Below are 25,989 nucleotides of genomic sequence, written 5' to 3'. Positions count from 1 at the left end.
CCCTGAAGCCTCTCTTCTGGCGCATCCGCTCGGCGCCGGGTTTCTCTACGCTCGACTTGCGACAGGCACAACCGCCTGCGTTCAATTCAAAACGTCAGCCCGGCTGCCATTCACATGATCGACGCCCTCCCTTGCCCGGCCTTCCTCAGGCCATCGCTCCATCTCAAACGCCGCTTCACGCGTGCTTTCATCGGTGCAGCCATCTGCCTGTGCCACTTCCCAGGTGCCTCTGCACAGGAGGCATTCAAGCCCTCTTCCGTCTTCGTGCAGGCCGGCTCGGCACACGGCACGCGAACGCTGACGGCCGGCCTCACCTGGGACTTGCCCTACCGATGGACACTCGGCACCGGCGCGCTCGGTAGCTACCTCGAAGCCTCGTACGCATACTGGAACATCTCGTCGCAGGACCGGGTCGGTCTCTCGCAGTTGTCGCAACTCGCGGTCGTGCCCGTGCTTCGCTGGCGTCCCGACGACGGCGCGTCGCCCTGGTTCGCCGAAGCGGGCGTAGGGCTCACGGCGACCTCATCGGTCTACCGTACGCGGCAAAAGAGCTTTTCCACGAACTTGAACTTCGGCACCCATCTGGCAATCGGCCGAAGCTTCGGCGACCGGCGCGAACACGAGATCGCCTTGCGCATCGAGCATTTCTCGACGCGGGCATCAAGCACCCGAACCCCGGCGAAAACTTCATTCAGCTGCGCTACGCGCGGCGCTTCTAGCCGGGCATGCCCTCCAAAAGAGGCAGGCGCACCTGCGACTACCAGAGACTGGCACGCGAGCGTTCAGCGGGCACAGTCGTCCGTGAGAAAGACCGACGCATCGCGTCCGCGATGTGCAACCCGGCCCCGCACGGCAGGAGCCCTTTGAAGGAAAGAAACATGTCCGCATTCGGAAAAACTGGAAAACACCTGCTGCTGGCCTGCGGCGTGGCACTGGCGCAGCACGCGATGGCCGCGCCCGAGGCCGTCGTGACGCCGCTGCTCACGCGCGACCTGCCCAACATTCCGGGCAAGGAAGTGCTGATGATCAACGTGGACTACCCGCCGGGCGCCGTCGACCCGGTGCACCGCCACGACGCACATGCGTTCGTCTACGTGCTGGAAGGCTCGATCGTGATGGGCGTCAAGGGCGGCAAGGAGGTCACCCTCACCAAGGGACAAACCTTCTACGAAGGGCCGAACGACATCCACACGGTGGGCCGCAACGCCAGCAGCACGCAGCCAGCCAAGTTCATCGTGACGCTCATCAAGGACAAGGGCATGGACTTCTTCATTCCGGTGAAGTAAGCCCCGCGGGCCTTACGGCCCGCCCGGCCGCCGTTCGGCCAGGTAGCGCGCCGGCGGCTTGCCCATCGTCTTCCTGAACATAGCGATGAACCCGCTCACCGAGTCGTAGCCCAGCTCGCCGGCCACCTGCTGTACCGGCATGCCCGAAGAGAGCCACTGCAGCGCCACGATCAGGTGGAGCCGCTGGCGCCAGCGGCCGAAGGACATGCCGGTCTCCTGCAACACCAACCGCGTGAAGGTACGCTCGCTCATGGCCAGGCGCGACGCCCACTGCGCGGTGCTGGTGCGGTCGGAGGGGTCCTGCATCAACGCATCGACCATGCGGCGCAGGCGCGGTTCGTCCGACACTGGCAAGTGCATCGATTCCGAAGGTGCGCGCACGAGCTGGTCCAGGAGGACCCCGTGCAGGCGCTCCGTCTCGGCGCCCTGCGGCTCTGGGAGGTCCGCGAGATGCAGGACCAGTTCGCGCAGCAAGGGGCTTATTCCCAGCGCGCAGCAGGCTGACGGCATGGACGCCGCATCTTGCGCAACGAACAGAAAGCAGACGTCTGCATCGGCCGTGACGCGATTGCCATGCGGCACACCGCCCGGTATCCAGAGGCCGCCATGCACGGGCGCCATCCACAGCGCACCGGGCACTTCGCAGGTCATGGCGCCACGCGCGACCATCACCAACTGGCCCTGCGGGTGCGCATGCATCGCCAGCGCCTCGGGCTGCCCGCGCGTGCGGATCCGGAGCGCCGCGGCCGGCGACGCCATCTTGTCGAACTCGAAGCGCCAGGGGTGGGGATGGTGCGTGGTCACGCCCTCGATTTGACCGGATTTGCCAATCATCTGTCGGTCGGCTGGCATCGAACATGGCACGCGATCGATAGATTCATAGCCCACGCAGCCTCACTTCAAACACCATGCATTCCTCGACGCCGGTATTGCGCCTGCACCGCCCCGCGCTTCTCATCGCCGGCATTCTCCTCATCGCCGCCAGCCTGCGGGCACCGATCACCGCGCTCGGCCCGTTGCTCGAACCCATTCGCGCGAGCTTCGGACTCAGCGCCTCGCAGGCCGGCCTGCTGACCACGCTGCCGCTGTTGGCCTTCGCCGTGGTGTCGCCGGTGGCGGCGCCCGTTGCGCACCGCTACGGCCTCGAACGCGTGCTGTTCGCCGCGCTGATGTTGCTGGTCGCGGGCATTGGCGTGCGCTCGACGGGCACCGCAACGGCGCTTTACACGGGAACGTGCGTGATCGGTGGCGCGATCGCCATTGCCAATGTGCTGCTGCCAAGCCTGCTCAAGCGCGACTTTCCGTACCACGTGGCCAAGCTCACGGCCTGCTATGCGCTTGCGATGATTGCCTCCGCGGGCGTGATGTCGGCCGTTGCGGTACCGCTGGACCGCGCGCTCGGCGCGGGTTGGCCGGCCTCGCTCGCCACCGTCGTCCTGCTGCCGCTGGGCGCGGCGCTGCTGTGGCTGCCGCAGTTGCGCTCGCGCACGGTGTCCGCACCTGGCCTGTCGCCCGGCAAGCCACGCGCATCGGTCTGGAAAGCGCCGCTGGCCTGGCAGGTGGCGGCCTACCTGGGCCTGACCTGCTTCATCTATTTCGCCGCCATCGCGTGGCTGCCGTCGATCCTGCAGGAAGCGGGTGATTCGAGCGCACGCGCTGGCGCGCTGCACGGGTGGATGCAACTGGCTGGCGCCGTGCCTGCGCTGCTGCTGATGCCGCTGCTGCAACGCATGCCCGATCAACGGTGGATCGCCTTTGCTTCGCCCGCGCTCAGCGCCGTGGGGCTGGCGGGGCTGCTGGTGGCACCAGCGTTCGCGGCGCTCTGGGTCTTTGCCTTCGGCATGGGCATGGGCTCGGCGCTGATCCTGAGTCTGGCCTTCGTCGGCTTGCGCGCGGGTTCGCAGCAGGTTGCAGCATCGCTGTCGGGCATGTCGCAAAGCATCGGTTACCTGCTTGCGGCCGTGGGTCCGACGCTTGTGGGCTATCTGCATGAAGCCGCGCGAGGCTGGACCGCTCCGCTGATTGCCTGCGCGGTGCTGTGCCTGGTCATGTGCGCGCTCGGGCTGTCGGTGGGCCGGGCAGCGCACATCGGCAAGTAACGGTGCAGCGCCGCGTCGAGCGCATCACAGCATCCGCGGCTGCTTGGCGTACCGCATGAGGTCGTCCCCCAGGCGCAACGCCAGCGCCGCGAGCGGGCCTGTCGGGTTGTAGCCGGCGTTGTGCGGGTAGACCGATGCGCCGACCACGAACAGGTTCTGCGCGTCCCAGTGCTGCAGCCGAGGCGACACCACGCTGGTGGCCGGGTCCGCCCCCATGATCGTGCCACCCGTCGTGTGCGTGGTCTGGTACTGCCTCGCATCGAAGTCCCCGCGCCGCGGCTGCGGCGTGCCGACCGTCGTGGCGCCCATGGCGCGCGCGATGCCGGCGGCCTTGCTGGTCACGTACTCGCTCATGCGGCGGTCGTTGTCGTGGAAGTTGAAGGTCATGCGCAGCAGCGGCATGCCATAGACGTCACGGTAGTTCGGGTCGAGATCGAGGTAGTTCTCGCGGTGCGGATAGTTGCTGCCATGCACTGCAACGTTGAAGGCGTGCGCATACCAGTCGGCGTTGGCCTGCTTCCACGCCGAACCCCATCGGGGCGTGCCGGCCGGCTGCAGCCGCGCGTTGATCGGCCGGCCGTTCGTCACGTTCGAATAGATGTATCCGCCGCCGAAGAAGCCGAGGCCCGCATGGTCGAAGTTGTCGCCATTGAATTCGTCGACCACCATCTGCGATGCGCCCGTGGCCATGAAGGGGTTGATCCAGCGGTCCTTGAAAAACACGGGCACCGACGACATCACCTGGTAGCAGAAGTTCTTGCCAACCACGCCCTTGCCGGTCTTCGGGTCGTAGGGCCGACCGATGCCGCTCGTGAGCAACAGCTTGGTGTTCGTCATGGTGAAACCCGAGAGGACGACCACGTCGGCGGGCTGTTCGTATTCCTGCGCGGTATGCAGGTCGATGAAGCGCACGGCGGTGACGCGCCTGGCGTGCCGGTCGTAGACAAGGCCCGTCACCTGCGAGTGGAGCCGTATCTCGAAGTCCGGGTTCTTCTGCAGCAGCGGATAGAGCAGCACTGCCGGGCTGGCCTTGGCATTGGCCTCGCAGAAGAAGCGTTCGCAGTGGCCGCAGTACTGGCACGCCGCCAAGTGCATGCCGTCCGGGTTGGTGTACGCGCGCGGGGAGTTGCCCGCGGGCAGCGGAAAGGGCTTGTAGCCGAGGCTTTGCGCGGCGGCCTGGAAGATGCGACCCGACTCGAGGATCTCGAGCGGCTTTTGCGGAAAGTCGCGCTGGCGCGGCGCTTCGAAAGGGTTGCCGCCATCCACCAGCCGACCGTCAATGTTGCCAGCCTGCCCCGCGATGCCGAAGAGCCGCTCGAAAAGGTCGTGGTACGGCTCCATTTCGGCATACCCGATGCCCCAGTCCTGCACTGTCATGTCGCGCGGGATCGCGGCCTTGCCGTAGCGCGACTCGAGGCGGGTGCGCAAGGTGGGGTCGTACTCCGCCCAGCGCCAGGTCTGCCCGTTCCAGTGGTTGGCCGCGCCGCCCATGCCTTCGCCAGGCAGAAACGCTTCCATGCGCCGCACGGGCAGCGCCTGTTCATCGTGGGCATGGCGCAGCGTGTAGGTTTCGTTGGCCCAGTTCTGGACCAGGCCATTGCGCACGCCCCAGCGCAATTCGTCGCGCTGGCTGGGCAGCGTGGCGGCGGCGCTTCCGGCGAGGTCGCCGCCGCGCTCGAGCACCAGCACGTCGATGCCGGAACTCATCATCTGCCGCGCGGCCAGAGCGGCGGTGAGGCCGCCGCCGACGAAGACGACGGATCGCTTTTTGAGTTTCTTTGTCATGATGGGTCAGGCCTTTTCAGCTGAAGTCCTCGATCGATTGGGGCGTGGCCGCGACGGGAACGGGCCGGCCGCGAAACTCGACGACGTTGCGTGCATGCAGCGCGGGCAAGCCGGGAAAGCCCACCGAGCGCCAGAAGACCTTGTCGCGGTTGCCGCCGTAGATCGGGTCGGCGAAGCAAGCCTGGACGAACAGCGGATAGAAGGCGTCGTTGAACCACGCGCCGAGCGGGAAGCGCGGGTCGTCGTCGCACCGGCCGGCCGCGACGTCCTGCAGCAACGAATCGAGCGGCGCGGGCTCGAGCTGCTCGATGGCCTTGCCCGTGCGGCGCTGGGTCTCGTGCCGCAGCACCGCGATACCTTCCTTGAAATGCTGCTCGGGCGTGAGCGGCGACTGGTAGCCGTGCTGCGGCTTGCCGGGGTGCCAGGGGCCCTGCCGGTAGAGCTGGTCGCCGCGGCCCCACGCGCCCGCCAGTTGCCGGTCGATGTAGACATGCAGGCCGCAGTCGACACCGTTGGGCGTGAGCGCATCGGCCGGGCACATCACGTTGATCAGTGCTTCGACGCACGCACCCTCCTGCGGGCCAAGCGAAAGGTAGCCCGCGGGTCGGGTCTGCGCGCCGCTGGCGACGGCGGTGGCGGCTTGCGCAGGCACGGGCGATGGCGCGAGTCCGCCGAGCAACGCAGGCAGCGCCAGCGCCGCGCCGGATGCGCCGCCGATGCGGCTCAGGAAGATTCGCCGCGCGGGGGGAACCTTGGAGTCAAGGGACATGGGGTCTTTCTTCGAAGAGTGAGAGGCTGCGTTGGGGAGCCGGGCAGGCGTGCCGCGGTGCCATTCATGCTAGGGAGCGTTGCCGTTTGCCGGTAGGCGGTTTGGCGGAACCACCGGGTTGAGGCGCGGGCATCAATCGGGCGGTGCCGCCCGTTGTTGCCTTGCCGGCAACACCGCGATGTGGCGCAGCCATCTTCCGATTGCGGGAAGCGCTGCCTAGCATCCGTTTCAGTGCGCCGCATGCCAAAGGCGCCGCTCACGGAGGACACGAACACGACAGCCTGCAACTTCATTCACGGGGTGAGCCATGAATCCATCGATCCTTGCGCAGCAAAACGTCACGTACCGCGGAAGCGGCGGCATCAGCAGCGAAAACCGTCACCTTGGCTTCCGCCCCGCGTTCCGAAACGCGGAAACCGGCCATATCTACCCGTCACGCTTCGCCGACGGACGGCTCGCGCCGGTCCACGTGATCGACGGGTTGCCCGACGAGGTGGTGGTTGCGAGAACCGCCGCCGGCAAGGTCTTGTCGGTGAAGCCGTCGCTACAGTCCGGGTTTCTGTTCGACGGCTGTTTCTACGACCGGGACGAAGCCGCGGCGTACCTGACATACCGATTGGCCGATGCCCGCGAGCAGGGCTGGTTGTAACCGCCCCTCATGCCGGACGGCTATGCCGCCGCCACTGCGTGAACGCCCCTGAGGCGTGGAACAATCCGCCGAGACCCGATGCATCCTGCATGGGTGATTCATGCAAGCAGACCGCAACGCCCTACCGACATCCCCGCATGTGCCGGCGGCATCCGCAGAGGCCCTCTGGCGCTTCGGACCGTTCACCGTTCGGGAAATGCACCGCAGCCTCGAACGCGGAGGCCAAGCCGTGCGACTCGGGCCGCGGGCGTTCGACCTGCTGCTGCAACTGGTCAAGCGCGCCGGCGAATATTTGAGCAAGGACGAGCTGCTGGCCACCGTCTGGGCCGGTGTCGTGGTCGAGGAAGCCAGCGTGCGCGTCCACATGTCGCTGTTGCGCAAGGTGCTGGGCGAACCAGGTGAAGCCGAAGGCTGCAAGGAATGGATCTCCAACATTCCTCAGCGCGGCTACCGTTTCAACGCCAGGGTCGATCGCGAATGGGTCGACCCTTCCGGCAGCGCCAAGCCACGACAGTCCGCGCCCTCATTCGTCAAACTGCCGGTGCGGTTGACCGAGTTGGTCGGCCGCGATCTGGAGGTGGAGCAAGTCCTCGCTGCGCTCGGCGCCCACCGGCTGGTCACCCTCGTGGGACCCGGCGGCATCGGGAAGACCAGTGTCGCGATCCACGTCGCGGAGCACCAGCAGTCGCAGCACGCCACGCAGACGGCCTTCGTCGATCTGTCGCCCCTGATCTCGCAGGCCCACGTGCTCAGCACCATGGCACGGTCTTTGGGCGCCGCCGCCGACATGCCCGACACCGTGCAGGCGATCACCCAATGCCTGCAGGGGCAGGATGTGCTCCTGGTCATCGACAACTGCGAGCACGTGATCGAATCGCTCGCACCAGCCGTCAACGGCTTGCTGACGGCGCTGCCGGACCTGCGTATTCTGGCGACCAGCCGCGAATCCCTTCGAGTGACGGCGGAGTACGTCGTCCGCCTGCCGCCGCTGGCCGTTCCCGATGCGGAAGGCATTCCGCTCACACAGGCCTTGCATTGGCCGTCGGTCAAGCTGCTTGTGGAGCGCGCAAGGGCCGCGGGTGCCGGCGCGTTCAATGAATCGCATGGGCCCTTGCTGTCGAAGATCTCGCGGCAGATCGATGGCATTCCGCTGGCCATCGAACTCGTGGCGGCTCGGCTGGGCGTCCAATCGGCCGGCGATCTCGCGCGCAGGCTCGACGACCACATGCGGCTCTACGCCATCGACAAGCGGGCTGCATCGCCACGTCACCGAACCCTTGCAGCGGCGCTCGACTGGAGCATCGCGCTGCTGAGCGAGGAAGAGCTGCGACTGTTCCGCCGCCTGTCGGTCTTTCGCGGGCGCTTCGATGTCGAATCCGCGTTGCAGCTCAATGCCGATACGGACCCGGATGCGGCGTTCGACGCGCTGATCTCGCTGACCAACAAGTCGCTGGTCTCGTTCGACAGCAGCGACGCCGTCGCACCCTACCGGCTGCTCGATACGACAAGAAGCTACGCCGCATCGCTTCTGGTGCAGAGCGAGGAACGCGCAGCGATGCAGCGGCGCCATGCGGCGTTCATGCTCGATCTGATGAAAACGGCGACGGCCGAGATACCGGAGTTCACCGAGCAGGCTTGGGGCGAGCGCTACACATTCCGTCTGGACGACGTGCGCTTCGCACTGGATGTCCGCCTGGTGCAGCAACCGGATGCCCGGGCGGCCGCGGCGCTCATCATCGCGTCCATGCCCCTTTGGTTCCATGTCTCGCAGGTCGTCGAATACCGCGACAAGGTCGCCGCCGCGCTCGCGCTCGTCGACCAGCAGCCCGAGCCTGACACGGAGACCGCCACATGGCTGAGCACCACGCTGGTCACGGTGCTGCTGAACACCGAGGGCTCGCATGAAGACCTGGACCGCCTCTGCGACCGGTCGATGGCAGGTGCGCTGACGATGCAGGCGCCCGTGCTGGCATTGCGGGCCCTCTGGGGCCGCTGCACGCATGACATGTTTCGTGGCGAGTACACCGCCGCCCTGCGCGATTCGAAAAAGCTGCTCGCCATGGTGGCTTCGGCATCCGACCCGGCAGCGCTCATCCTCTCCCACCGGGTGAGTGCGATGGCTCACCATTTCTGCGGCAACTTCGATGTCTCGCGGCAGCACAGCGAAGCCTCGATCGCCATTTCAAGCGGCCTCGGGCGCACGCACGCCAACATGCTCGGCCCCGACGCGACCGTGGCGCGATGGCCGTGCTGTGCCGCACCCTGTGGGTGCAGGGCGACACGGCAGCGGCCCTGCGCGTCGCGAAGGACGCCGTGGCCCGCGCGGAATCGATCGGCAATTCGGTCTCGCTGTGCTCTGCGCTGTACGGCGCCTGCGTCGTCGCCTTGTGGGCGGACGACCGCGAACTGGCGCGCCGCTGGGTGCCGCTGATGATGGAAGAAGCGCAGCGCAAGGGTCTGCTGGGCTGGTTGCGGTATGCCGAATGGTTCTGCCAGGCCCTGCGGCTGGACAACCTGCCGGAGCGCAGCCGTCACATCCGCGAAGTGTCCGAGCGGTTTGCGGGCTACGACGCGCCGCGCAGGGAAATGCTCGTGACCTTCTGCGCCGACTGGGTCGACGACGGCATGATCGCGCGGCTCGCGCGCGGTGAAGGCCTTTGGAGCGCCGCGGAAGTCTGGCGAGCCGCCGGCTGGCGCAGCGAACGCGGCGGCATGACCGACGAAGCCGAGGCCTTCTATCTGCGCGCCATCGACATCGCTCGGCAGCAAGGCGCCATGGGCTGGGAACTGCGCGCCGCGCAGAGCCTGGCGAATATGTGGGCCATCCTGGGCCACGAGGCGCGGGCCGAACAGTTGCTTGACGAGACCCGGGCGCGGGCTGCGTTGCAGCGCATCGCCGACTGAGCTTTCCCCGATGGGCTGATCGGGCGCACGCTGGGCGAACATGTGCATCTGCTAATCCCTGATGAGCCCGAGAAAATCCTTGGCGCGCTGGCTCGTCGCGGGGCCGAAGAACTGCGCCGGGGGCGCATCGTCCACGATCACGCCGCCTTCCATGAAGATGATGCGGTCGGCCACGTCTCTTGCAAAGTGCGTCTCGTGCGTGACCACGAGCATCGTCATGCCTTTGCCGGCCAGATCGCGCATCACTTTCAGCACCTCCCCGCGTAGCTCGGGATCGAGCGCGGACGTGGGCTCGTCGAACAGGATTACCTCGGGGTTCATGGCCAGCGCGCGCGCGATTGCCACCCGTTGCTTCTGGCCGCCCGACAGCCGCCCCGGATACTCGTCGGCCTTCTCGAGCAACCCGACCTGCGCCAGCAATTCGCGCCCGCGCGGCAATGCCGCCGCCTTGCGCAGGCCCTGCACCGACACCATGCCCTCGATCACGTTCTCGACGGCGGTCATGTGGGGGAACAGGTTGAACGACTGGAAGACCATCGCCGTCCTGCGACGGATCTCGCGCATGCGACGGCGCGTTTCGGCCGAAGGCTTCGGCCCGGCATCGGCGATCTCGATGCCGCACATGCGCACGGTGCCGCGATCAGGCATCTCGAGGAAGTTGAGCGAACGGATCAGTGTGGTCTTGCCCGAACCTGAAGGCCCCATGATGACCACCACCTCGCCGCGCGACACCGTGAGGTCGATTTGCCGCAGCACGTTGTTGGCGCCGAAGCTCTTGGCAAGGTTCCGCACCTGGACAGGGAAGGTGGAGCTTTCATTCATGCGTAGCGCCTCGAGAAGCGGCTTTCAAGCCAGGTCTGCAAAAGAGTGAGCGTCTGGTTGATGAACCAGTAGATGGCGCCGACGATGAGAAACATCTCCATGTACCGAAAGGTGGTGGCGCCCATCTGCTCGGCGACCCGTGTGAGTTCGACCACGGTGACCGTAGAGGCCAGTGAGGTGTCCTTCATCAGGCCGATCAGTCGGCTGCCCACGGGCGGCAGCACGATGCGCGTCGCCTGCGGCAGCACGATGCGCAGCAGGGTCTTCCAGTACCCCATGCCCATCGACCAGGCCGCTTCCCACTGGCCTTTGTCGACGGCCATGATGCCCGAGCGAAAGTTCTCGCTGAGGTATGCCGCGGCGAACAGGCTGAGCGCCAGCAGCGCCGAGGGAATCGGCCCCATCACGATGCCGTACGTCGGCAGGCCGAAGTAGATGAGCAAGATCTGGATCAGCAGCGGCGTTCCGCGGAACACGGAGACATAAGTGAATGCGAACCATCGAAGTGGCCCGAATGGCGAGATGCGCGCCAGGGCAACCAGCAGCCCCAATATGCATCCGAAAAAGAAGGCTGAAAGCCCCAGGCCCAGAGTGACCAGCACGGCCTTCTCCAGCAAGGGCAGCGCCCTGACGAACAGATCCATCATGCGTGGCCTCCGTCTTCAACGCGCCTGCGCACAGGCCCTGTGGGCAGCGTAGCCCGCGAGCGCCGCCTGCAGATCGGCTATCAGGTCTCCGGCATCCTCCAGGCCGATCGACAACCGCACCACAGGCTGGTCGGTGGCCGGAAAGACACGCTCCGCCTGCAAGGCCGCCGGATAGTACGCAGCCAGGCTGTGCACGCCACCCCAACTGGCTCCGATGACGAAGCGCCTGAAGGCATCGAAGAAACCATGAAACGCCGCTTCCGGCGCGGGCTTCAGAATCAGCGAGAACAGGCACCCGTTGGTGCGAAAGTCGCGCTTCCACAGCGCATGCCCGGGGTCCGACTCGAGCGGCGGATACAGAAGCCTGTCGACCTCGGGCTGCGTCTGCAGCCATTGCGCGATGCTCAACGCCGATGCGCTCTGCGCGGCCACGCGCACCTTCAGCGTCTCAAGGCCGCGAAGTACTAAGAAGCAGTCCTCCGGGCTCACCTGCTGTCCGAGGATGCTCTGGGTCTCGCGCAGCACCTCGTAGTGCGCGCGGTCGTTCATGCTGATGCTGCCCATCAGCAGGTCGGAGTGCCCGCCGAGGAACTTGGTCGCCGCCTCGATGCTGAAGTCGACGCCGTGCTCCAACGGTCGGAAGCCGAGCGGGCTTGCCCAGGTGTTGTCCATCATTGTGAGCACGCCGTGGTGCCTCGCCACTGCCGCGACGGCGGGCGTGTCCTGCATCTCCATGGTCACCGTGCCCGGCGACTCCATGCAGATCATCCGAGTGTTCGGCCGGATCAGCGACTCGATCTCGGCGCCGATGGCGGGCGGGTAGAACTCCACCTCGACATTCATGCCCGCGAGCCATTTCTGCGCGAATATCTTCAGCGCGCCATAGGACGCCGCGGACACCAGCAGGTGATCGCCTCCGCGCACGAAACCCATGACCGTCGTCATCAGGGCCGACTGCCCCGAAGGCGTCACCACGCAATGCCGCCCTCCTTCGAGTTCTGCGATCTTGCGCTCGAGGCCGCGCGCCGTCGGCGTGCCCGTGATGCCGTAGCTGAAGCCGTCTGGCTGGCGGCTCTTGCGATTCACGAAGTCGCTGAAGTTCTTGAAAACCACCGTCGAGCCGCGCATCACGGCAGGCGACAGGCTCTCGAACTGGTCATTAGCTGGAGCAATTGATTGCATTTATGCTATTCGTTCAGGTTAGGTTGTCTCGATGCTCTGAAGTATTTGTCAGCCGGCCTGTCAACTCAACAGCGGAAAAAACTCGCTCGATAAGCCGAGGTTATGGATGGAAAAACGGGACATCGAGGTATTCCGCGCGGTCATGCGCGCGGGCACGACCAGCCAGGCCGCGACCTTGCTGGGCGTGTCGCAACCCGCAGTGAGCCAGTCGCTGCGCAAGTTCGAACTCGCCTGCGAACTGCGCCTGTTCGAGCGGGTTCGCGGACGCCTGGTGCCGACACAGGAAGCCGTGGCGCTGATGGTTGAAGTCGACCGCTACTTCACCGGCCTGGAGATGATCGAGCATCGCGTGCGGAGCTTGAAGTCGTTCGGCCTGGGGCGCTTGGCCATCGGATCGCTTCCGGCATTGGGCACGGGCTTCATGCCGCGGGCCATCGCGGCTTTTGGCCTCGAGCGGCGGCAGATCCAGCTGTCGTTCCAGGTGATGAGTTCGCGCGAGGTCTATCAGCAGGTGTCGGCCGGCCAACTCGACTTCGGGTTGATGGCCGAAGAGCTGTCAGTCACAGGCCTCGAGCACTCCCCGTTCGCGAAGGTCCGCGGTGTCATCGTCATGAACACGGGGCATCCACTGGCGCGCAAGAAGGTCATCGACGCGAACGACCTGGCGAGCCATCCCTTTATCGCGCTCAACCCCGAAGACGTGGGGCGACGCGCGCTCGACGACGCGTTGGCGCGCGAGGGCAGGACATTGCGGCCGGTGATCGAAACGCCCTACTCACATTCAGTGTGCGAGTTCGCGCTGCGGGGTGTCGGAATGGGCATGGCGCACCCCGTGATGGCGCTCGACTACGTGGCGCGTGGGCTGCTGCTCAAGCCCATGGTCTTCGACATCGTCGCCACCTCGCTGCTGGTATTCAGGCCAGGCGTGCCGCTGTCGGAAAATGCGAAGGAGTTGCTGCGCATGATGCGCATCCAGCTGGACACCGACCTGCAGCGGGTGCGCGAGGCACTGAGCGGTGCCCCGCCGGCTCCGCCCGCGCGCAAGGCGTCCAGAAAGGCATAGGGGTTCCCCTGCTGAGGGCATAAGCCGAGCTTATCGAGCAACTATCTGCGACGGATTGTGGCGAGACGATGACGCGCGACAAGATCGCGCTCGTTCCCAGACCTTCAACTCCTGTACAGCGCCATGAACCGAGCTTTCCTCCGACGCGATTTGCTTTGCCGCCTTCTTGCTTATTCGGCCTTCGGCATGGTGTCCGCTCCCGCCGCCTGGGCGCAGCAGGTCGACCTTCTTTCCCATGCGCGCGCAACAGGCGTGATTCGTATCGCCAACACGCAGGCCAGTCCGCCGTGGAGCATGCTGGATGACCGCAATCAGCCCGCCGGCTACGACGTCGAAGTGGCCAAAGAAGTGGCGAAGCGCATCGGCGTGGCCAAGGTCGAGTTCGTCGCCGACCTCTTCAAGAACTTCGTCGAGGGCCTGAAGGCCGGTAAGTACGAACTCGTGATGAACGACCTCACGCCCACCGCCGAGCGCGAGAAGCAGGTCGACTTCAGCACCGCCTACGGCCTGGAGGATTTCCGCATATTCGTGCGCGCAGTCAACAACGACATCAAGGACCGGCCCGACCTGAAGGGCAAGCGCATCGGCGTTACTGCGGGCACGAGCAACGAGTCCTGGTCGCGCGCGAACCTGCTCAACTCTGAAATCGTGACCTACGACAACGGCGGGCTAGTGTTCAACGACCTCGCCATAGGCCGCATAGATGCGCTCATCAGCTCGCACTTTGGCGGCATGCGGTACGCGACTGTGAACAAACTGCCGATCAAGGAAGTCGGCCCTGTGCTGACCTACCAGTTGTCGGCTGCGGCGATGCAGAAGAACCAGCCCGCGTTGCGCGAGGCCGTGAGCAAGGCTGTCAAGGACATGCGTGCCGATGGCACCATCGACAGGCTATCGAATCGCTGGCTCGGCGTGAGCTATCAGATGTCGACCGAGATCACACAAGCCGAGAGGCAGTGACGAGGCAATGACGAAGTGATGGCGTCGCAAGAGCCCGCCGACGTAGACCACCGGCACGGAAAGCGGCGGCCGTAGCTGGACGCGCACTGCAGGGGCGCACTGCGCCCGACGCGAGTCAGTTGGCCGCGAGTGGGTCCGGCCGGCACGGCTGCAGCAGCACGCTCCCGCACTCCGGTTGGCTTTCGGGCCCCTTGACGTCCTTCAGCACGCCGAAGCGCACCAGCGAGTCGTACTTTGCGCTGTGCAGCACGTGAACTCGCTGCTTCTGCGTGTAGGTGTCGAACACGAGGCCGCCGCTTTGCGCGGGCGTGTCGATCCACACACGCAATCGGGAGTCTTTGCGAAAGTAGTGCCCCATCTTGTTGATCTCCACGCGTGCGAACACCGGACGCCCGGGCAGCAGCGGCAGAAGCTGGTCAGGCCGTTCGAGGTGCACCGGCAGCAGCGGGGTCGAGCGCGCGGTGTCGAGCAGGCGGTTCGACAGCCGCAGCCAGCCGCGCTGCACATAGGTTTCCAGCCCATCGGGACGCAGTTCGGTGACGGTGATCTGGAGGTCGGCGTCGCCGCCGTTGGCAGCGACCCAGAGGTCCGCGCTGCCCGGACCCCAGACCATCATGTCCTGGCTCAGCGGCGCCGAAGTGTAGGCGAGGCTGGTCGTCTTCCAGTCGCCGGGCAACGGCCCCCAGAAGCTGTTGCCCGCCACGTCGTTGACGGCCACGCCGGCACCCGGATAGTCGAAGGCGTCGGCCGCGCCGGGCGTGGCACTGTCCGCCAGCACGTTGCCAGCGCCCAGGTGAAACTCCCTGACGGCAAGGTCCTCGTCCTTGACTGTGTCTCGCTGTACCACCCAGCGCGGCTTGGGCGAAGCGCGCCGCTCCAGCGGACCGCTGCCGGTGCCGGATGTCTCCATCCACACGGTGGTGCGCGAGGTGTCGCGCTCGAAGCCGTTGTCTCGGCCCTTCACGAACCGGTCGAGAAAACGCACCGCCGTGATCTGGAAGGCCTCGGCGAAATACATGTCGTGCCTGCCGTTCGACTGGAAGCGCCACAGTTTCGTGGGGTCGAGCTTGGAGTGGTAGTGGCCGCCGCGCGCCGTGATCGCCTGGTCCTGGAAAGACTCGAATGACAGAACCGGCACCCGGATGCGGTCCGCGTTGCGCGACAGGTCGAAGCTGTTCATGTAGTCGTCACGCAAGGGATGCGAGACGTACAGGTTCATGATCGAATTCGTTTCCTCGGCCACGAGGTTCTTCTCGACTTGCCGCAGGCAATGTGCGTCGCCCTCCTCCCTGGCCGTCTGGGCGACCACGTTGCTCCAGTAGCCACGCAACACGCCGCGGAACGGGGTGATGAAGCCGGGCTGCGGCACGCCGCCCGGCATCAGCGCGTCGCGGTAGTCCACCAGCGGCACGCCAGGCACGATCGCGCGAAGGTGCGGCGGCTGGAATTGCGCCGCCGCGAGTTGCGAAGAGCCGCCATACGACGCATTGACCATGCCGACCTTGCCGTCGGACCAGGCTTGCGCCGCGGCAAACTCCACGGCCTCGGCGCCATGCCTGCCCAGTTGTGGGCGGGTGTACTCGAGGGTGCCGTCGGAGCACCCGGTGCCGGCAGTGTTGACGCCCATCACCGCATAGCCGGCCTCCACCAGCCGTTTATCGAAGTCGACGGACATCGCGGTTTTGTTCTTCAGGTACGCGCCGCCGCCGATCGAACCGGCGTCGTAGCCGTTGATGCTCAGCACCACGGGGAACCGGCCTTGCCCCTTCGGCAGCAGCACGCTGTAGCGCAGCCGGACGCCGTCGACGGTGGTGAAGTAACCCATGAGCCGCCGGTCCCAGAACGGGGTCACCGCGCCGAGCTCGGGAAACTCGAAGGGCCTCGACGTCGGCAGGCCTGTCTCGGGGTCAGGCTTCACATCTTTGCTGTGTGCCGGCATCAACAGGAGGCAGGCCGCCGACAGTGCAAGCAGAGTTGCGTAGACCCTCTTCATGTTCCGTACTTCTTCGGATTTCGTTAGCACGTTGACCAACCTCGCCACCTTGGCATGTGGATGCTTGATGGGTGGCGTCCAAAAACAAAACCACCGCTCGTCCGAGGGTGGCTTTATGTGGGCTTTTATGTGGGACAAAAATTTAAAATCAACCCAAGCTGTTGACTTTAAAGGAAAATTTGCGGAGAGTGTGAGATTCGAACTCACGGACGCTTTCACGTCGGCAGTTTTCAAGACTGCTGGTTTAAACCACTCACCCAACTCTCCGGAATCGTCGATTTTAAGCTGACAGCCGCGCCCTACTCCGTGTCCGGCAGGAACATCGCCTGCAGGTCGCTCAGAAAGTCCAGCCCGCGCTCGGTCGGCCACACCCGGAACAGGTCGCGCGCCAGCAGCCCCTTGCGTTCGGCCTCTTCCAGGCCGCGCTGGATCGACGTCATCGCCAGCCCCGTGCGCTCGCTGAACTGCGGCAGCGTGAAGCCCGCCTTCAGCCGCAGCGCGTTGAGCATGAACTCGAACGGCAGGTCGGCCAGCGCCACTTCGTCGCTCTGCGACACGGCGGCGCCGGCGCGCGCGTTCTCCATGTACAGCCGCGGCTCCCGGTAGCGCACCTGGCGCACGATGCGGTGCGCGAAGCTCAGCTTGCTGTGCGCGCCCGCGCCAATGCCCAGGTAGTCACCGAACTCCCAGTAGTTGAGGTTGTGCGCGCAGCCGTGCCCCTCGCGGGCATAGGCCGAAACCTCGTAGCGCGACATGCCGATGGCACCCGTGCGTTCGGTGATGCGGTCGAGCATCGCGTAGGCGATGTCGTCCTCGGGCAGCGTCGGCGGAAACTTGGCGAACCAGGTGTTGGGCTCGATGGTCAGGTGGTACACCGACAGATGCGGCGGCGCGAGCGACAGCGCCTGCGACAGGTCGGCGTCGAGGCCCTCGAGCGTCTGGCCCGGCAGCGCGTACATCAGGTCGAGGTTGAAGGTGTCGAAGGCGCTCGCGGCCTCTTCCACTGCGGCAATGGCCTGCGCGCGGTCGTGCACGCGGCCCAGGGCCTTCAGGTGCTCGTCGTTGAAGCTCTGCACGCCCACCGACAGGCGCGTGACGCCTGCCGCGCGATACGCACGAAAGCGATTGCGCTCGAAGGTGCCGGGGTTGGCCTCGAGGGTGATCTCGCAATCGGGCGCGAGCTTCAGGCGCGCGCGCACGTCGCCCAGCAGGCGGTCGATGGCCTGCGGCGAGAACAGGCTCGGCGTGCCGCCGCCGATGAAGACGGTGTGGACGGTCCGGCCCCAGATGAGCGGCAGCGCGGCGTCGAGGTCGGCAATCAGCGCATCGAGGTACGCCTGCTCGGGAATGCCGTCGATGTCGGCTTCGCTGGTGGCGCGCCACTCGTGCGAGTTGAAGTCGCAGTACGGGCACTTGCGCAGGCACCACGGCAGGTGGATGTACAGCGACAGCGGCGGCAGCGCGCTGAGCTGCAGCGGACCGGGCCGCATCCAGTGCAGCACGTCGTTGGCCTGCGGCGCGCCCGTGGGCTGCGCCGGTTGAATCGGGAAGACGGTGGCCATGGCGAACTACGACGACAGCCAGCGTTCGCGCATCAGCGCCAGCATGGCCTGCGCCGCGCGGCCGCGGTGGCTGTTGGCGTTCTTGACCTCGGGCGTCAGCTGGGCAAAGGTCTTGCCGAAGCTCGGCAGGTACATCACGGGGTCGAAGCCGAAGCCGTTGTCGCCCACGGGCGCGGGCGCGATCTCGCCGACGACACGGCCCACGGCAATGAGTGGCTCGGGGTCGTCGTGGCTGCGCAGCGCGACCAGGGTGCTGACCAGCGCGGCGCGCCGGTTGACGACCCCGTCGAGCTGCTCGAGCAGCGCCTTCACGTTGTTGGCGTCGCCCTTGGCGTAGCCGAATTGGGTGGCGTAGTAGGCGGTGTCGACGCCCGGCAGGCCGCCGAAGGCATCGACGCACAGGCCGGCGTCGTCGGCAATGGCCGGCAGGCCGGTGGCGGCGCTGGCGTGGCGTGCCTTCGTCAGCGCGTTCTCTACAAAGGTGCGAAAGGGTTCTTCAGCCTCGCCCACGCCCAGCGACGATTGCGGCACGAGCGTGACGGACAGCTCCGCGAACAGTTGCTGGAGTTCGGCGAGCTTGCCTGCGTTGTTGGAAGCCAGAACCAGTTTCATAGAAAGTCAAAGTGGCTGTGGCGCCCGCCTTGCAAGCAGGCGCCAGTAGCTGGAGGTGGTCAGTTCGAGGCGGCGAGTGCCTGCTTCTGCAGGGTCACGAGTTCGCCGATGCCCTTCTCGGCCAGGCCGAGCAGGATGTTCATTTCGTCGCGCGTGAAGGCCACGCCTTCGGCGGTGCCCTGCACTTCGACGAAGTGACCGGCGCCGGTCATGACGACGTTCATGTCGGTGTCGCAGGCCGAGTCTTCGGTGTATTCGAGGTCGAGCAGCGGCGCGCCTTCGACGATGCCAACCGAGATGGCGGCCACGTGGCCCTTGATGGGCGAGGCCTTGAGGGTGCCGGCGGCGATGAGCTTGTTGACGGCGTCCTGCGCGGCCACGAACGCGCCGGTGATGGCCGCGGTGCGCGTGCCGCCGTCGGCCTGCAGCACGTCGCAGTCGAGGTGGATGGTGCGCTCGCCGAGTGCGGCCAGGTCGAACACGGCGCGCATCGAGCGGCCGATGAGGCGCTGGATTTCCTGCGTGCGGCCGGTCTGCTTGCCCTTGGCGGCTTCGCGGCTGCTGCGGGTGTGGGTGGCGCGCGGCAGCATGCCGTATTCGGCCGTGACCCAGCCTTCGCCGCTGCCCTTCTTGTGCGGCGGCACTTTTTCTTCGACCGACGCGGTGCACAGCACGCGGGTCTGGCCGAACTCGATGAGCACCGAGCCTTCGGCGTGGATGGTGAAACCGCGGGTGATGCGCACCGGGCGCAGTTGGTCGGCGGCACGGCCGCCGCTTCGTGTGAATGCAGTCATGGTTGGAGACTCGAAAGAGGGAAAAAGGGGAACGGTCGGCGCGCTCAGGTCTTGCGTGCGGCCGAGCGGCGAATGGCTTCGTTGATCTCGGCGATGGAGCGCTCGATGGCGTCTTCGTCGAGGTCGTCGATCTCGTTGTCCGACGGCATGCCCGCCTGGATGGTCGAGGCGAACACACCGTCCTCGATGGTCTCGGTCGACACGCCGCTGCGGTCGTCGCCCGCGGTGCTGTCGGGCATTTCCCATTCGAGGGCGATGAGCGTCACGTTGTCGCTGTGGGCGCCGCCCTTGCGCAGCGCCATTTCGGCCAGGTCGGGGGCGGCGTCGGACACGGGCTTGCCCGACGAGAGCGTGTGCACGATGAGCGCGTCGTCGAGCACGCCCCACACGCCGTCGGAGCACAGCATGAGGCGGTCGCCGCGCTGCAGCTGCAGCGGGTTCGACACGTCGAACAGCGGCGTGGTCGGCGAGCCCAGGCAGGTCAGCAGCAGGTTGCGGTTGACGGGCGTGTCGGAGCCGTGCGGCTTGGGCCGCTCGGCGTGGGAATGGTCGCGCGTGCGCACCAGCAGCCGGCCGTCGCGCACCACGTACAGGCGCGAGTCGCCACAGTGCATCCAGGTGGCGGTGGTGCCCTGCAGCACGGCCGCGACGACGGTGGTGCGCGGCGTGTCGAGCATGGCCTTGTGGCTGGCGTAGCGCATGATCTGCTGGTGCGCGGCCATGGCCGATTCGGCCAGGAAGGACTTCACGTCTTTCACGATCGGGCGCGCTTCGCGCTGGTAGAGCGCGGCGATGGTCTGCAGGGCCAGTTGCGCGGCCACTTCGCCTTCCGGATGGCCGCCCATGCCGTCGGCCAGCACGAAAAGGCCCGACTCCCGCGTGTAGCAATAGCCCATGCGGTCTTCGTTCTTGAGACGACCGCCCTTGCGGCTGACCTGGAAGACGGAGAATTTCATGGTGATGTCATGCGGGGCGCGTGGTGGGCGCGGCGGCCCTGGGCAGGCTCTTCTTGTCGAAGGAGCGGATGTTGTCGATCGACAGGCGCACCTTCTCACCCACCGTGAGCTTGGTGTAGCGGCGCTCGCCTTCGCGGCTGAGTTCTTTCTGCAGCGCGAACACCGATTGCGGACGCGACAGCGGGTCGAGCGACATGCACCACTCGACGACCTCGATCAGGTTGTCGGAATACACGCCGCGCAGGCGCGACAGCGACAGGCTGAGGCGGTCTTTCTCGATGCGCCGCGGCGCGTCGTTGGGCGGGTAGCCCTGCATGCAGGCGTAGATGCAGGCGCCAATGGCGTAGATGTCGGTCCACGGGCCCATCGACGAGTCGCGCCGGTACATCTCGGGGGCCGCGAAGCCGGGGGTGTACATGGGGCGGATGAAGATGCCCTCCTTGCTGAGCACTTCGCGCGCGGCGCCGAAGTCGATCAGCACGGCCCGGTCGTCGTCGGTGACGAAGATGTTGGCGGGCTTGATGTCCAGATGCAGCATCTTGTACTGGTGGACGATGCGCAGGCCGCGCAGGATTTCGTCGAACAGCGACCGGATGGTGGATTCGCGGAAGACCTTCTGCTTCTTGAGGTCGCGCGCCGTGACCACGAAATCCTGCAGGGTCGCGCCCTCCAGGTAGTTCATGACCATGTAGACGGTCTCGTTCTCGCGAAAGAAATTGAGCACGCTGACCACCGAGGCATGCGAGATTTGCGCGAGCGAGCGGCCTTCTTCGAAGAAACTCTTGAGGCCCAGCCGGTAAAGAGACAACTTCTCGGGCGGCACCTGGGGCGCCAGCTCGTCGGGGCCCCGGGTGGCGAGCGACGAGGGCAGATATTCCTTGATGGCGACCTGCTGGCCGGCAGGGTCGATGGCGAGATAGACGACACCGAAACCACCCGCGGAAAGCCGGCGTACAACGCGGTATCCGCCGATGACCGTATCGGGCAACAGGGGCGAAGGCTTGACCTTTGACATAATCCGGGAGTTTCGCCCGAAGGCGATGGTGCGGCAAGCGAACGCCGTGCCGACGCTCGGTGCTTGCAAGCAAAACCACAGTGAGGCGCAATGCCAGTTTACAGCATGACCGGCTACGCCAGCGGCCAAAATGGGTCCGCAGGCAGCCACTCCGAAGCCGAAGCACGGCCCTCCGCCGCGGGCCGGCTCGGGGTCGAAATCCGCTCGGTCAACAGCCGCTTCCTCGATCTCACCTTCAAGTTGCCGGAGGAATTGCGCCAGCATGAAACCGCGCTGCGCGAGTTGCTCACGGGCAAGCTCAAGCGCGGCAAGGTCGAGGTGCGGGCAGCGATCGAGAACACCGCCCAGGCGGGCGTCGTCGAGCCCTCCGTCAAGCTGCTCCAGCGGCTCAACGGGGTGCAGGACAGCATCAAGGCCTGGCTGCCCAGCGCCCGCGAGCTGAGCGTGGCCGACGTGCTGCGCCTGGCCGGCGGCGACAGCGCCGCCCGCGGCGACTGGGGCCCCGACCTGCTCGAGGTGAGCGGCAAGGCCCTTGACGGCCTGATGTCGGCCCGCCAGCGCGAAGGCGCCCGGCTCGCCAAGATGCTCGAGGCCCACCTGGCCCAGCTGCGCACCCTGGTGCAGCAGGCCGGCCCGCTGGTGCCGCAGCTGGTCGAACAGCAGCGCACCCGCTTCCTGGAGCGCTGGAAAGAGGCCATGGGCCTGACCGAAAGCACCGGCGGCACCCTGCCCGAGGCCGCCCAGGACCGCGCGCTGACCGAGGCCACGGCCTTCGCGATCCGCATCGACGTGGCCGAGGAACTGACCCGCCTGAACTCGCACCTCGACGAGATCGAGCGCCTGCTCAAGAAGGGCGGCGAGATCGGCAAGCGCCTGGACTTCCTGATCCAGGAACTGCACCGCGAGGCCAACACCCTGGGCTCCAAGTCGGCGGCGCTGGAGCTCACGCGCATCGGCGTGGACATGAAGGTCCTGATCGAGCAGATGCGCGAGCAGGTCCAGAACATCGAATGACGACGACGAACAGCAGCATGGACTACCCTGGCAACATCTTCGTGGTGGCGGCGCCCAGCGGCGCCGGCAAATCGAGCCTGGTCAAGGCGCTGATGGAACTCGATTCGGCCGTCCAGCCCTCGGTTTCCCACACCACGCGCTCACCGCGCGGACAGGAAAAACACGGCCGCGAGTACTTTTTTGCCTCGCCGACGGAGTTCGACGCGCTGATCGCGGCCGACGGCTTCGTGGAATGGGCGCATGTGCACGGCCACCGCTACGGCACCTCCAAGCGCGCCATCGAGGAGCGGATCGCCCAGGGGGCGGACGTGATTCTCGAAATCGACTTCCAGGGCGCCCTGCAGATCCGCAAGACTTTCGCGAACGCGGTCATGATCTTCATCCTGCCGCCCAGTTGGGAAGAGCTGCGCTCCCGCCTCGAGCGGCGCGGCGAAGACAGCGCCTCGGTGATCGAATTGCGACTGAAAAACGCCGCCGAAGAGATGGCTCGGGCGGGGGAATTCGACTTCGTTATAATCAACGAGGTATTTGAGCGCGCGCTTTTCGATCTCAAGGCGATCGTCCACGCTCAGCGGCTTCGGTATTCCGCACAGCGCCGTGCGCGTGCCGACACATTCGCCGCACTGAACATCCCCTGATATCCGAGCCCCGCGCTCACCGACAGAAAGCTTCTCATCATGGCCCGCATCACCGTCGAAGATTGTCTGCTGCAGATCCCGAACCGCTTCCAGCTCGTGCTGGCCGCCACGTACCGCGCGCGCATGCTGAGCCAAGGCCACGCGCCCAAGATCGAGAGCAAGAACAAGCCCGCCGTGACCGCCCTGCGCGAAATCGCCGAAGGCAAGATCGGCATCGAAATGCTCAAGAAGGTTCCGGGCTGATCTGACGCAGCCCTGCAACGAAAAGGCACCGCCAAGCGGTGCTTTTTTTATGTCCGGACGCGTCCATACAGCGGTCACGCTAAAGTGGTAGCCATGAGCGCGGTAGCCAAACATCAGTCCCATGCCCCCAAAGGCACGCCGAAGCCGAGCCCGGCGGCGCTGAACGCGGCCGCGGCAAGCTTTGCCGCATTGACGGCACGGCTCGATTACCTGAGCGCCGAAGACACCGAGCTGGTGCGGCGCGCCTACCGTTTCGCCGACGAAGCCCATCTGGGCCAGCTGCGCAACAGCGGCGAGCCGTACATCACGCACCCGATCGCCGTGGCGGCGCAATGCGCCGAGTGGAAGCTCGATGCGCAGGCCCTGATGGCCGCCCTGCTGCACGACGCCATCGAAGACTGCGGCGTGACCAAGCCCGAACTCATCGAACGCTTCGGCGCGCCGGTGGCCGAGCTGGTCGACGGGCTCACCAAGCTCGACAAGCTGCAGTTCAACACGCGCGAAGAAAACCAGGCCGAGTCGTTCCGCAAGATGCTGCTGGCCATGGCGCGCGACGTGCGCGTCATCCTGGTCAAGCTGGCGGACCGCACGCACAACATGCGCACGCTGGCCGATGCGCCGCGTGAAAAGTGGGCCCGCATTTCGCGCGAAACGCTCGAGATCTACGCGCCCATCGCACATCGGCTCGGGCTGAACCAGACCTACCGCGAGCTGCAGGAGCTGTCGTTCCGCCATTTGAAACCGTGGCGCTACGCCACGCTGTCCAAGGCCGTCGCCAAGGCCCGCGGCCGACGACGGGACTTGATTCAAAAAGTACAGAAAGAGGTCGAGACCGCCTTCTCGGCCGCCGGCATGACGCTGCGGATCGCCGGACGCGAGAAAACGCTCTATTCCATCTACCGCAAGATGGAAGAAAAACACCTGAGCTTCGCCCAGGTGACCGACATCTACGGCTTTCGCCTGATCGTGCCGAACGTGATCGCCTGCTACACCGGCCTGGGCATCCTGCACCAGATGTACAAGCCGCTGCCGGGCAAGTTCAAGGATCACATCGCGATTTCCAAGCTCAACGGCTACCAGTCGCTGCACACCACGCTGGTGGGTCCGGCGGGCGTGAGCGTCGAGTTCCAGCTGCGCACCGAAGCCATGCACGTGGTGGCCGAATCCGGCGTGGCCGCGCACTGGCTCTACAAGGCCGCCGAGCCGAACGCCGCCAGCAACGACCGACTGGGCACCAAGTGGCTGCAGTCGCTGCTCGACATCCAGGACGAAACCCGCGACGCCGCCGAGTTCTGGGACCACGTCAAGGTCGACCTGTTCCCCGACGCGGTCTACGTGTTCACGCCCAAGAGCCAGATCATGGCGCTGCCGCGCGGCGCCACGGTGGTCGACTTTGCCTACGCCATCCACAGCAACATCGGCGACCACACCTCGGCCGCCCGCATCAACGGCGACCAGGTGCCGCTGCGCACCGAGCTCAAGAACGGCGACGTGGTCGAGGTCATCACCGCGCCCGTCTCGACGCCCAACCCCGCGTGGCTCGGCTTCGTGCGCACGGGCCGGGCCCGCTCCAAGATCCGCCACTACCTCAAGACGCTGGCGCATGCCGAGTCCGAGGGCTTGGGCGAAAAGCTGCTCGCGCAGGCGCTGCGCGCCGAGGGCCTGAGCAAGCTGCCCGACGAAGACGAAGAGCACCAGGCGCTGTGGGAAAAGCTGCTGCGCTTCACCGGCAACCGCACCCGCGCCGAACTGCTGACCGACATCGGGCTGGGCAAGCGCATTGCCAGCATCGTCGCCAAGCGGCTCGTGGCCATGCTCTCGGAGTTGGGCGAACGGCCCGACGCACTGCTGCTGAGCCGCGAGCGCTTCATCTCGCACGAAACCGTGTCGCAAGGCGCGGTCACGCTCGATGGCAGCGAGAACTCATCGGTGCGCTTCGCGCTGTGCTGCCGGCCGATTCCGGGCGACCAGATCGTCGGCTACCTCGGGCACGGCGAAGGCCTGGTGGTGCACACCGAAGAATGCGGCGTGGGCCAGCGCCTGCGCCACAAGGACAGCGAACGCTTCTTCGCCGTCGAGTGGGCCGACGAGCCCACGCGCGCGTTCGAAACCGGCGTGGTCATTACCGTGCGCAACGACAAGGGCGTGCTGGCAAGGGTTGCCGCCACGCTGGCCGATGCCGAAGCCGACATCACGCATGTCGAAATGGCCGACGAGACGCCGCAGGACTCGACCGACCTGCGCTTCGTGATCGCGGTGCGCGACCGTGCGCATCTCGATGCGGTGCTGCGCGCGGCACGCCGGACCGCTTCGGTGCTGACGGCCTCCAGGACCGTGCCGATTCCCTGACAGGGCTTTGTGCAGCGCTACGCTGCAGCCGGGCGCGGCGCCGGATAGCTCACCGACAGAATCTCGACCTCGTGCGCGCCGCCCGGCGTCACGAGCTTCACCACATCGCCCTCGCGCGCCTTGAGCAGCGCCCGTGCGATCGGCGAGATCCAGCTGACCTGCGCCTTCGCGCTTTCCGCCTCGTCGATGCCGAGGATCGTGACGCTGCGCTCATCGCCGGCTTCGTCGGCATAGCGCACGGTGGCGCCAAAGAAGACTTGGTCACGCCCATGGTGCACCGACGGGTCCGTGATCTCGGCGATTTCGAGGCGCTTGGTGAGAAAGCGGATGCGTCGATCGATTTCGCGCAGGCGCTTCTTGCCGTAGAGGTAGTCGCCGTTCTCGGAGCGGTCGCCGTTCTTGGCCGCCCAGTGCACGGTCTCGACGATCTTCGGGCGCTCTTCGTCCATCAGCTGCAGCAGCTCGTCGCGCAGCCGCGCGTAGCCGTCGGGGGTGATGTAGTTCTTGCCGCCGGCGGGCAGCGGAGGCAACGCGCCATCGGCGCCGTCGTCGTCTCCGTCCGCATCGGTTTCCTTGGTGAATGCCTTGCTCACGCAGATCCTCCAAATGAAAAAAGCCCGCAACTTTCGTTGCGGGCTTTCCTTGTA

General features: G+C 66.1%; 25 protein-coding genes and 1 tRNA gene. 12 read left to right on the top strand and 14 right to left on the bottom strand.

The window, feature by feature from the left end; all coding sequences use genetic code 11:
- Window positions 1-114: 114 nt before the first annotated feature.
- Both BMG07_RS02245 and BMG07_RS02240 read left to right on the top strand, forming a co-directional pair.
- Entirely contained in the window at window positions 115-867 is a 753-nt protein-coding gene (locus BMG07_RS02245) for an acyloxyacyl hydrolase (RefSeq protein WP_269758557.1), read from the top strand.
- A gap of 11 nt (window positions 868-878) precedes the next feature.
- Window positions 879-1,286: a cupin domain-containing protein gene (locus tag BMG07_RS02240; protein ID WP_198082989.1), complete on the top strand. Its 408-nt coding sequence runs from the start codon at window positions 879-881 to the stop codon at window positions 1,284-1,286.
- A gap of 12 nt (window positions 1,287-1,298) precedes the next feature.
- On the opposite strand, the gene BMG07_RS02235 is transcribed toward BMG07_RS02240, so the two are convergent.
- Window positions 1,299-2,120, bottom strand: a complete 822-nt coding sequence (locus BMG07_RS02235) for a helix-turn-helix domain-containing protein (protein WP_269758556.1) — start codon at window positions 2,118-2,120, stop codon at window positions 1,299-1,301.
- A gap of 74 nt (window positions 2,121-2,194) precedes the next feature.
- Here BMG07_RS02235 and BMG07_RS02230 point away from each other — a divergent pair, with 74 nt between their 5' ends.
- Window positions 2,195-3,385 carry an MFS transporter gene (locus BMG07_RS02230; protein ID WP_198082987.1) on the top strand — a complete coding sequence of 397 codons (1,191 nt, stop codon included), beginning with the start codon at window positions 2,195-2,197 and terminating at the stop codon, window positions 3,383-3,385.
- 24 nt (window positions 3,386-3,409) lie between these two features.
- Here BMG07_RS02230 and BMG07_RS02225 read toward each other — a convergent pair whose 3' ends face one another.
- Window positions 3,410-5,170 (bottom strand): GMC family oxidoreductase, encoded by a 1,761-nt coding sequence (locus BMG07_RS02225; protein WP_198082986.1) that lies wholly within the window; start codon window positions 5,168-5,170, stop codon window positions 3,410-3,412.
- A gap of 16 nt (window positions 5,171-5,186) precedes the next feature.
- Window positions 5,187-5,939, bottom strand: coding sequence for a gluconate 2-dehydrogenase subunit 3 family protein (locus BMG07_RS02220; RefSeq protein WP_198082985.1), 753 nt, complete (start codon window positions 5,937-5,939; stop codon window positions 5,187-5,189).
- A gap of 307 nt (window positions 5,940-6,246) precedes the next feature.
- On the opposite strand from BMG07_RS02220, the gene BMG07_RS02215 reads away from it, so the two are divergent.
- From BMG07_RS02215 to BMG07_RS41305, 3 genes are all read left to right on the top strand, one after another.
- Window positions 6,247-6,588 (top strand): hypothetical protein, encoded by a 342-nt coding sequence (locus tag BMG07_RS02215; RefSeq protein ID WP_198082984.1) that lies wholly within the window; start codon window positions 6,247-6,249, stop codon window positions 6,586-6,588.
- A 100-nt stretch (window positions 6,589-6,688) separates the two neighbouring features.
- A complete protein-coding gene (locus tag BMG07_RS02210; protein WP_269758555.1) occupies window positions 6,689-9,019 on the top strand; it encodes a winged helix-turn-helix domain-containing protein in 2,331 nt (776 codons plus the stop codon).
- Window positions 8,902-9,492 carry a hypothetical protein gene (locus tag BMG07_RS41305; RefSeq protein ID WP_269758554.1) on the top strand — a complete coding sequence of 197 codons (591 nt, stop codon included), beginning with the start codon at window positions 8,902-8,904 and terminating at the stop codon, window positions 9,490-9,492. Before BMG07_RS02210 ends, BMG07_RS41305 begins: the two co-directional genes overlap by 118 nt.
- Window positions 9,493-9,543: 51 nt before the next feature.
- Here BMG07_RS41305 and BMG07_RS02205 read toward each other — a convergent pair whose 3' ends face one another.
- From BMG07_RS02205 to metC, 3 genes are read right to left on the bottom strand one after another with little or no spacing between them, the layout of a single operon-like run.
- The gene (locus tag BMG07_RS02205; RefSeq protein WP_198082983.1) at window positions 9,544-10,314 is read right to left on the bottom strand and encodes an amino acid ABC transporter ATP-binding protein; all 771 of its coding nucleotides are present in this window, start codon (window positions 10,312-10,314) and stop codon (window positions 9,544-9,546) included.
- Complete coding sequence (locus tag BMG07_RS02200; protein WP_198082982.1) at window positions 10,311-10,961, bottom strand: amino acid ABC transporter permease; 651 nt, start codon at window positions 10,959-10,961, stop codon at window positions 10,311-10,313. The genes BMG07_RS02205 and BMG07_RS02200 overlap by 4 nt, the downstream gene beginning before the upstream one ends.
- Before the next feature lie 15 nt (window positions 10,962-10,976).
- Window positions 10,977-12,143, bottom strand: coding sequence for a cystathionine beta-lyase (metC, locus tag BMG07_RS02195; RefSeq protein ID WP_198082981.1), 1,167 nt, complete (start codon window positions 12,141-12,143; stop codon window positions 10,977-10,979).
- Between the two features lie 106 nt (window positions 12,144-12,249).
- Here metC and BMG07_RS02190 point away from each other — a divergent pair, with 106 nt between their 5' ends.
- Together BMG07_RS02190 and BMG07_RS02185 are read left to right on the top strand one after the other, a co-directional pair.
- The gene (locus tag BMG07_RS02190) at window positions 12,250-13,206 is read left to right on the top strand and encodes a LysR substrate-binding domain-containing protein (RefSeq protein WP_198082980.1); all 957 of its coding nucleotides are present in this window, start codon (window positions 12,250-12,252) and stop codon (window positions 13,204-13,206) included.
- 123 nt (window positions 13,207-13,329) lie between these two features.
- A complete protein-coding gene (locus BMG07_RS02185; protein WP_307866833.1) occupies window positions 13,330-14,166 on the top strand; it encodes a transporter substrate-binding domain-containing protein in 837 nt (278 codons plus the stop codon).
- 115 nt (window positions 14,167-14,281) lie between these two features.
- Here the strand turns inward: BMG07_RS02185 and BMG07_RS02180 are convergent, their stop codons facing one another.
- The 7 genes from BMG07_RS02180 to BMG07_RS02150 form a co-directional block, all read right to left on the bottom strand.
- Entirely contained in the window at window positions 14,282-16,084 is a 1,803-nt protein-coding gene (locus tag BMG07_RS02180) for a CocE/NonD family hydrolase (RefSeq protein ID WP_307866832.1), read from the bottom strand.
- A gap of 257 nt (window positions 16,085-16,341) precedes the next feature.
- Window positions 16,342-16,426 (bottom strand) — tRNA-Ser (locus BMG07_RS02175).
- Between the two features lie 32 nt (window positions 16,427-16,458).
- Complete coding sequence (hemW, locus tag BMG07_RS02170; RefSeq protein WP_198082977.1) at window positions 16,459-17,721, bottom strand: radical SAM family heme chaperone HemW; 1,263 nt, start codon at window positions 17,719-17,721, stop codon at window positions 16,459-16,461.
- 6 nt (window positions 17,722-17,727) lie between these two features.
- Complete coding sequence (gene rdgB, locus BMG07_RS02165; RefSeq protein WP_198082976.1) at window positions 17,728-18,333, bottom strand: RdgB/HAM1 family non-canonical purine NTP pyrophosphatase; 606 nt, start codon at window positions 18,331-18,333, stop codon at window positions 17,728-17,730.
- A gap of 59 nt (window positions 18,334-18,392) precedes the next feature.
- Complete coding sequence (gene rph / locus BMG07_RS02160) at window positions 18,393-19,127, bottom strand: ribonuclease PH (RefSeq protein WP_198082975.1); 735 nt, start codon at window positions 19,125-19,127, stop codon at window positions 18,393-18,395.
- A 44-nt stretch (window positions 19,128-19,171) separates the two neighbouring features.
- Window positions 19,172-20,083, bottom strand: a complete 912-nt coding sequence (locus tag BMG07_RS02155) for a PP2C family serine/threonine-protein phosphatase (protein WP_198082974.1) — start codon at window positions 20,081-20,083, stop codon at window positions 19,172-19,174.
- 7 nt (window positions 20,084-20,090) lie between these two features.
- Window positions 20,091-21,098, bottom strand: a complete 1,008-nt coding sequence (locus BMG07_RS02150) for a serine/threonine-protein kinase (RefSeq protein ID WP_198082973.1) — start codon at window positions 21,096-21,098, stop codon at window positions 20,091-20,093.
- A 90-nt stretch (window positions 21,099-21,188) separates the two neighbouring features.
- Between BMG07_RS02150 and BMG07_RS02145 the strand changes: the two genes are divergently transcribed.
- From BMG07_RS02145 to BMG07_RS02130, 4 genes are all read left to right on the top strand, one after another.
- Window positions 21,189-22,112, top strand: a complete 924-nt coding sequence (locus tag BMG07_RS02145) for a YicC/YloC family endoribonuclease (protein ID WP_198082972.1) — start codon at window positions 21,189-21,191, stop codon at window positions 22,110-22,112.
- A gap of 17 nt (window positions 22,113-22,129) precedes the next feature.
- Window positions 22,130-22,750: a guanylate kinase gene (gmk, locus tag BMG07_RS02140; protein ID WP_198083144.1), complete on the top strand. Its 621-nt coding sequence runs from the start codon at window positions 22,130-22,132 to the stop codon at window positions 22,748-22,750.
- A gap of 39 nt (window positions 22,751-22,789) precedes the next feature.
- Window positions 22,790-22,993 carry a DNA-directed RNA polymerase subunit omega gene (rpoZ, locus tag BMG07_RS02135; protein WP_021009011.1) on the top strand — a complete coding sequence of 68 codons (204 nt, stop codon included), beginning with the start codon at window positions 22,790-22,792 and terminating at the stop codon, window positions 22,991-22,993.
- A 93-nt stretch (window positions 22,994-23,086) separates the two neighbouring features.
- Complete coding sequence (locus tag BMG07_RS02130) at window positions 23,087-25,342, top strand: bifunctional (p)ppGpp synthetase/guanosine-3',5'-bis(diphosphate) 3'-pyrophosphohydrolase (RefSeq protein ID WP_198082971.1); 2,256 nt, start codon at window positions 23,087-23,089, stop codon at window positions 25,340-25,342.
- A gap of 17 nt (window positions 25,343-25,359) precedes the next feature.
- Here the strand turns inward: BMG07_RS02130 and greB are convergent, their stop codons facing one another.
- Window positions 25,360-25,935, bottom strand: a complete 576-nt coding sequence (greB, locus tag BMG07_RS02125; RefSeq protein WP_198082970.1) for a transcription elongation factor GreB — start codon at window positions 25,933-25,935, stop codon at window positions 25,360-25,362.
- Window positions 25,936-25,989: the final 54 nt, after the last annotated feature.

The organism is Variovorax sp. E3, from assembly GCF_016082275.1.
In the GTDB taxonomy this organism is placed as follows: domain Bacteria; phylum Pseudomonadota; class Gammaproteobacteria; order Burkholderiales; family Burkholderiaceae_C; genus Variovorax.
This window is presented reverse-complemented; position numbering and strand designations above follow the sequence as displayed.

Bases quoted from the DNA above. Each gene is read 5' to 3' on its own strand.
- BMG07_RS02245 (WP_269758557.1), top strand. From the start codon at position 115: ATGATCGACGCCCTCCCTTGCCCGGCCTTCCTCAGGCCATCGCTCCAT.
- BMG07_RS02240 (WP_198082989.1), top strand. From the start codon at position 879: ATGTCCGCATTCGGAAAAACTGGAAAACACCTGCTGCTGGCCTGCGGC.
- BMG07_RS02235 (WP_269758556.1), bottom strand. From the start codon at position 2,120: ATGATTGGCAAATCCGGTCAAATCGAGGGCGTGACCACGCACCATCCC.
- BMG07_RS02230 (WP_198082987.1), top strand. From the start codon at position 2,195: ATGCATTCCTCGACGCCGGTATTGCGCCTGCACCGCCCCGCGCTTCTC.
- BMG07_RS02225 (WP_198082986.1), bottom strand. From the start codon at position 5,170: ATGACAAAGAAACTCAAAAAGCGATCCGTCGTCTTCGTCGGCGGCGGC.
- BMG07_RS02220 (WP_198082985.1), bottom strand. From the start codon at position 5,939: ATGTCCCTTGACTCCAAGGTTCCCCCCGCGCGGCGAATCTTCCTGAGC.
- BMG07_RS02215 (WP_198082984.1), top strand. From the start codon at position 6,247: ATGAATCCATCGATCCTTGCGCAGCAAAACGTCACGTACCGCGGAAGC.
- BMG07_RS02210 (WP_269758555.1), top strand. From the start codon at position 6,689: ATGCAAGCAGACCGCAACGCCCTACCGACATCCCCGCATGTGCCGGCG.
- BMG07_RS02205 (WP_198082983.1), bottom strand. From the start codon at position 10,314: ATGAATGAAAGCTCCACCTTCCCTGTCCAGGTGCGGAACCTTGCCAAG.
- BMG07_RS02200 (WP_198082982.1), bottom strand. From the start codon at position 10,961: ATGATGGATCTGTTCGTCAGGGCGCTGCCCTTGCTGGAGAAGGCCGTG.
- metC (WP_198082981.1), bottom strand. From the start codon at position 12,143: ATGCAATCAATTGCTCCAGCTAATGACCAGTTCGAGAGCCTGTCGCCT.
- BMG07_RS02190 (WP_198082980.1), top strand. From the start codon at position 12,250: ATGGAAAAACGGGACATCGAGGTATTCCGCGCGGTCATGCGCGCGGGC.
- BMG07_RS02185 (WP_307866833.1), top strand. From the start codon at position 13,330: ATGAACCGAGCTTTCCTCCGACGCGATTTGCTTTGCCGCCTTCTTGCT.
- hemW (WP_198082977.1), bottom strand. From the start codon at position 17,721: ATGGCCACCGTCTTCCCGATTCAACCGGCGCAGCCCACGGGCGCGCCG.
- rdgB (WP_198082976.1), bottom strand. From the start codon at position 18,333: ATGAAACTGGTTCTGGCTTCCAACAACGCAGGCAAGCTCGCCGAACTC.
- rph (WP_198082975.1), bottom strand. From the start codon at position 19,127: ATGACTGCATTCACACGAAGCGGCGGCCGTGCCGCCGACCAACTGCGC.
- BMG07_RS02155 (WP_198082974.1), bottom strand. From the start codon at position 20,083: ATGAAATTCTCCGTCTTCCAGGTCAGCCGCAAGGGCGGTCGTCTCAAG.
- BMG07_RS02150 (WP_198082973.1), bottom strand. From the start codon at position 21,098: ATGTCAAAGGTCAAGCCTTCGCCCCTGTTGCCCGATACGGTCATCGGC.
- BMG07_RS02145 (WP_198082972.1), top strand. From the start codon at position 21,189: ATGCCAGTTTACAGCATGACCGGCTACGCCAGCGGCCAAAATGGGTCC.
- gmk (WP_198083144.1), top strand. From the start codon at position 22,130: ATGGACTACCCTGGCAACATCTTCGTGGTGGCGGCGCCCAGCGGCGCC.
- rpoZ (WP_021009011.1), top strand. From the start codon at position 22,790: ATGGCCCGCATCACCGTCGAAGATTGTCTGCTGCAGATCCCGAACCGC.
- BMG07_RS02130 (WP_198082971.1), top strand. From the start codon at position 23,087: ATGAGCGCGGTAGCCAAACATCAGTCCCATGCCCCCAAAGGCACGCCG.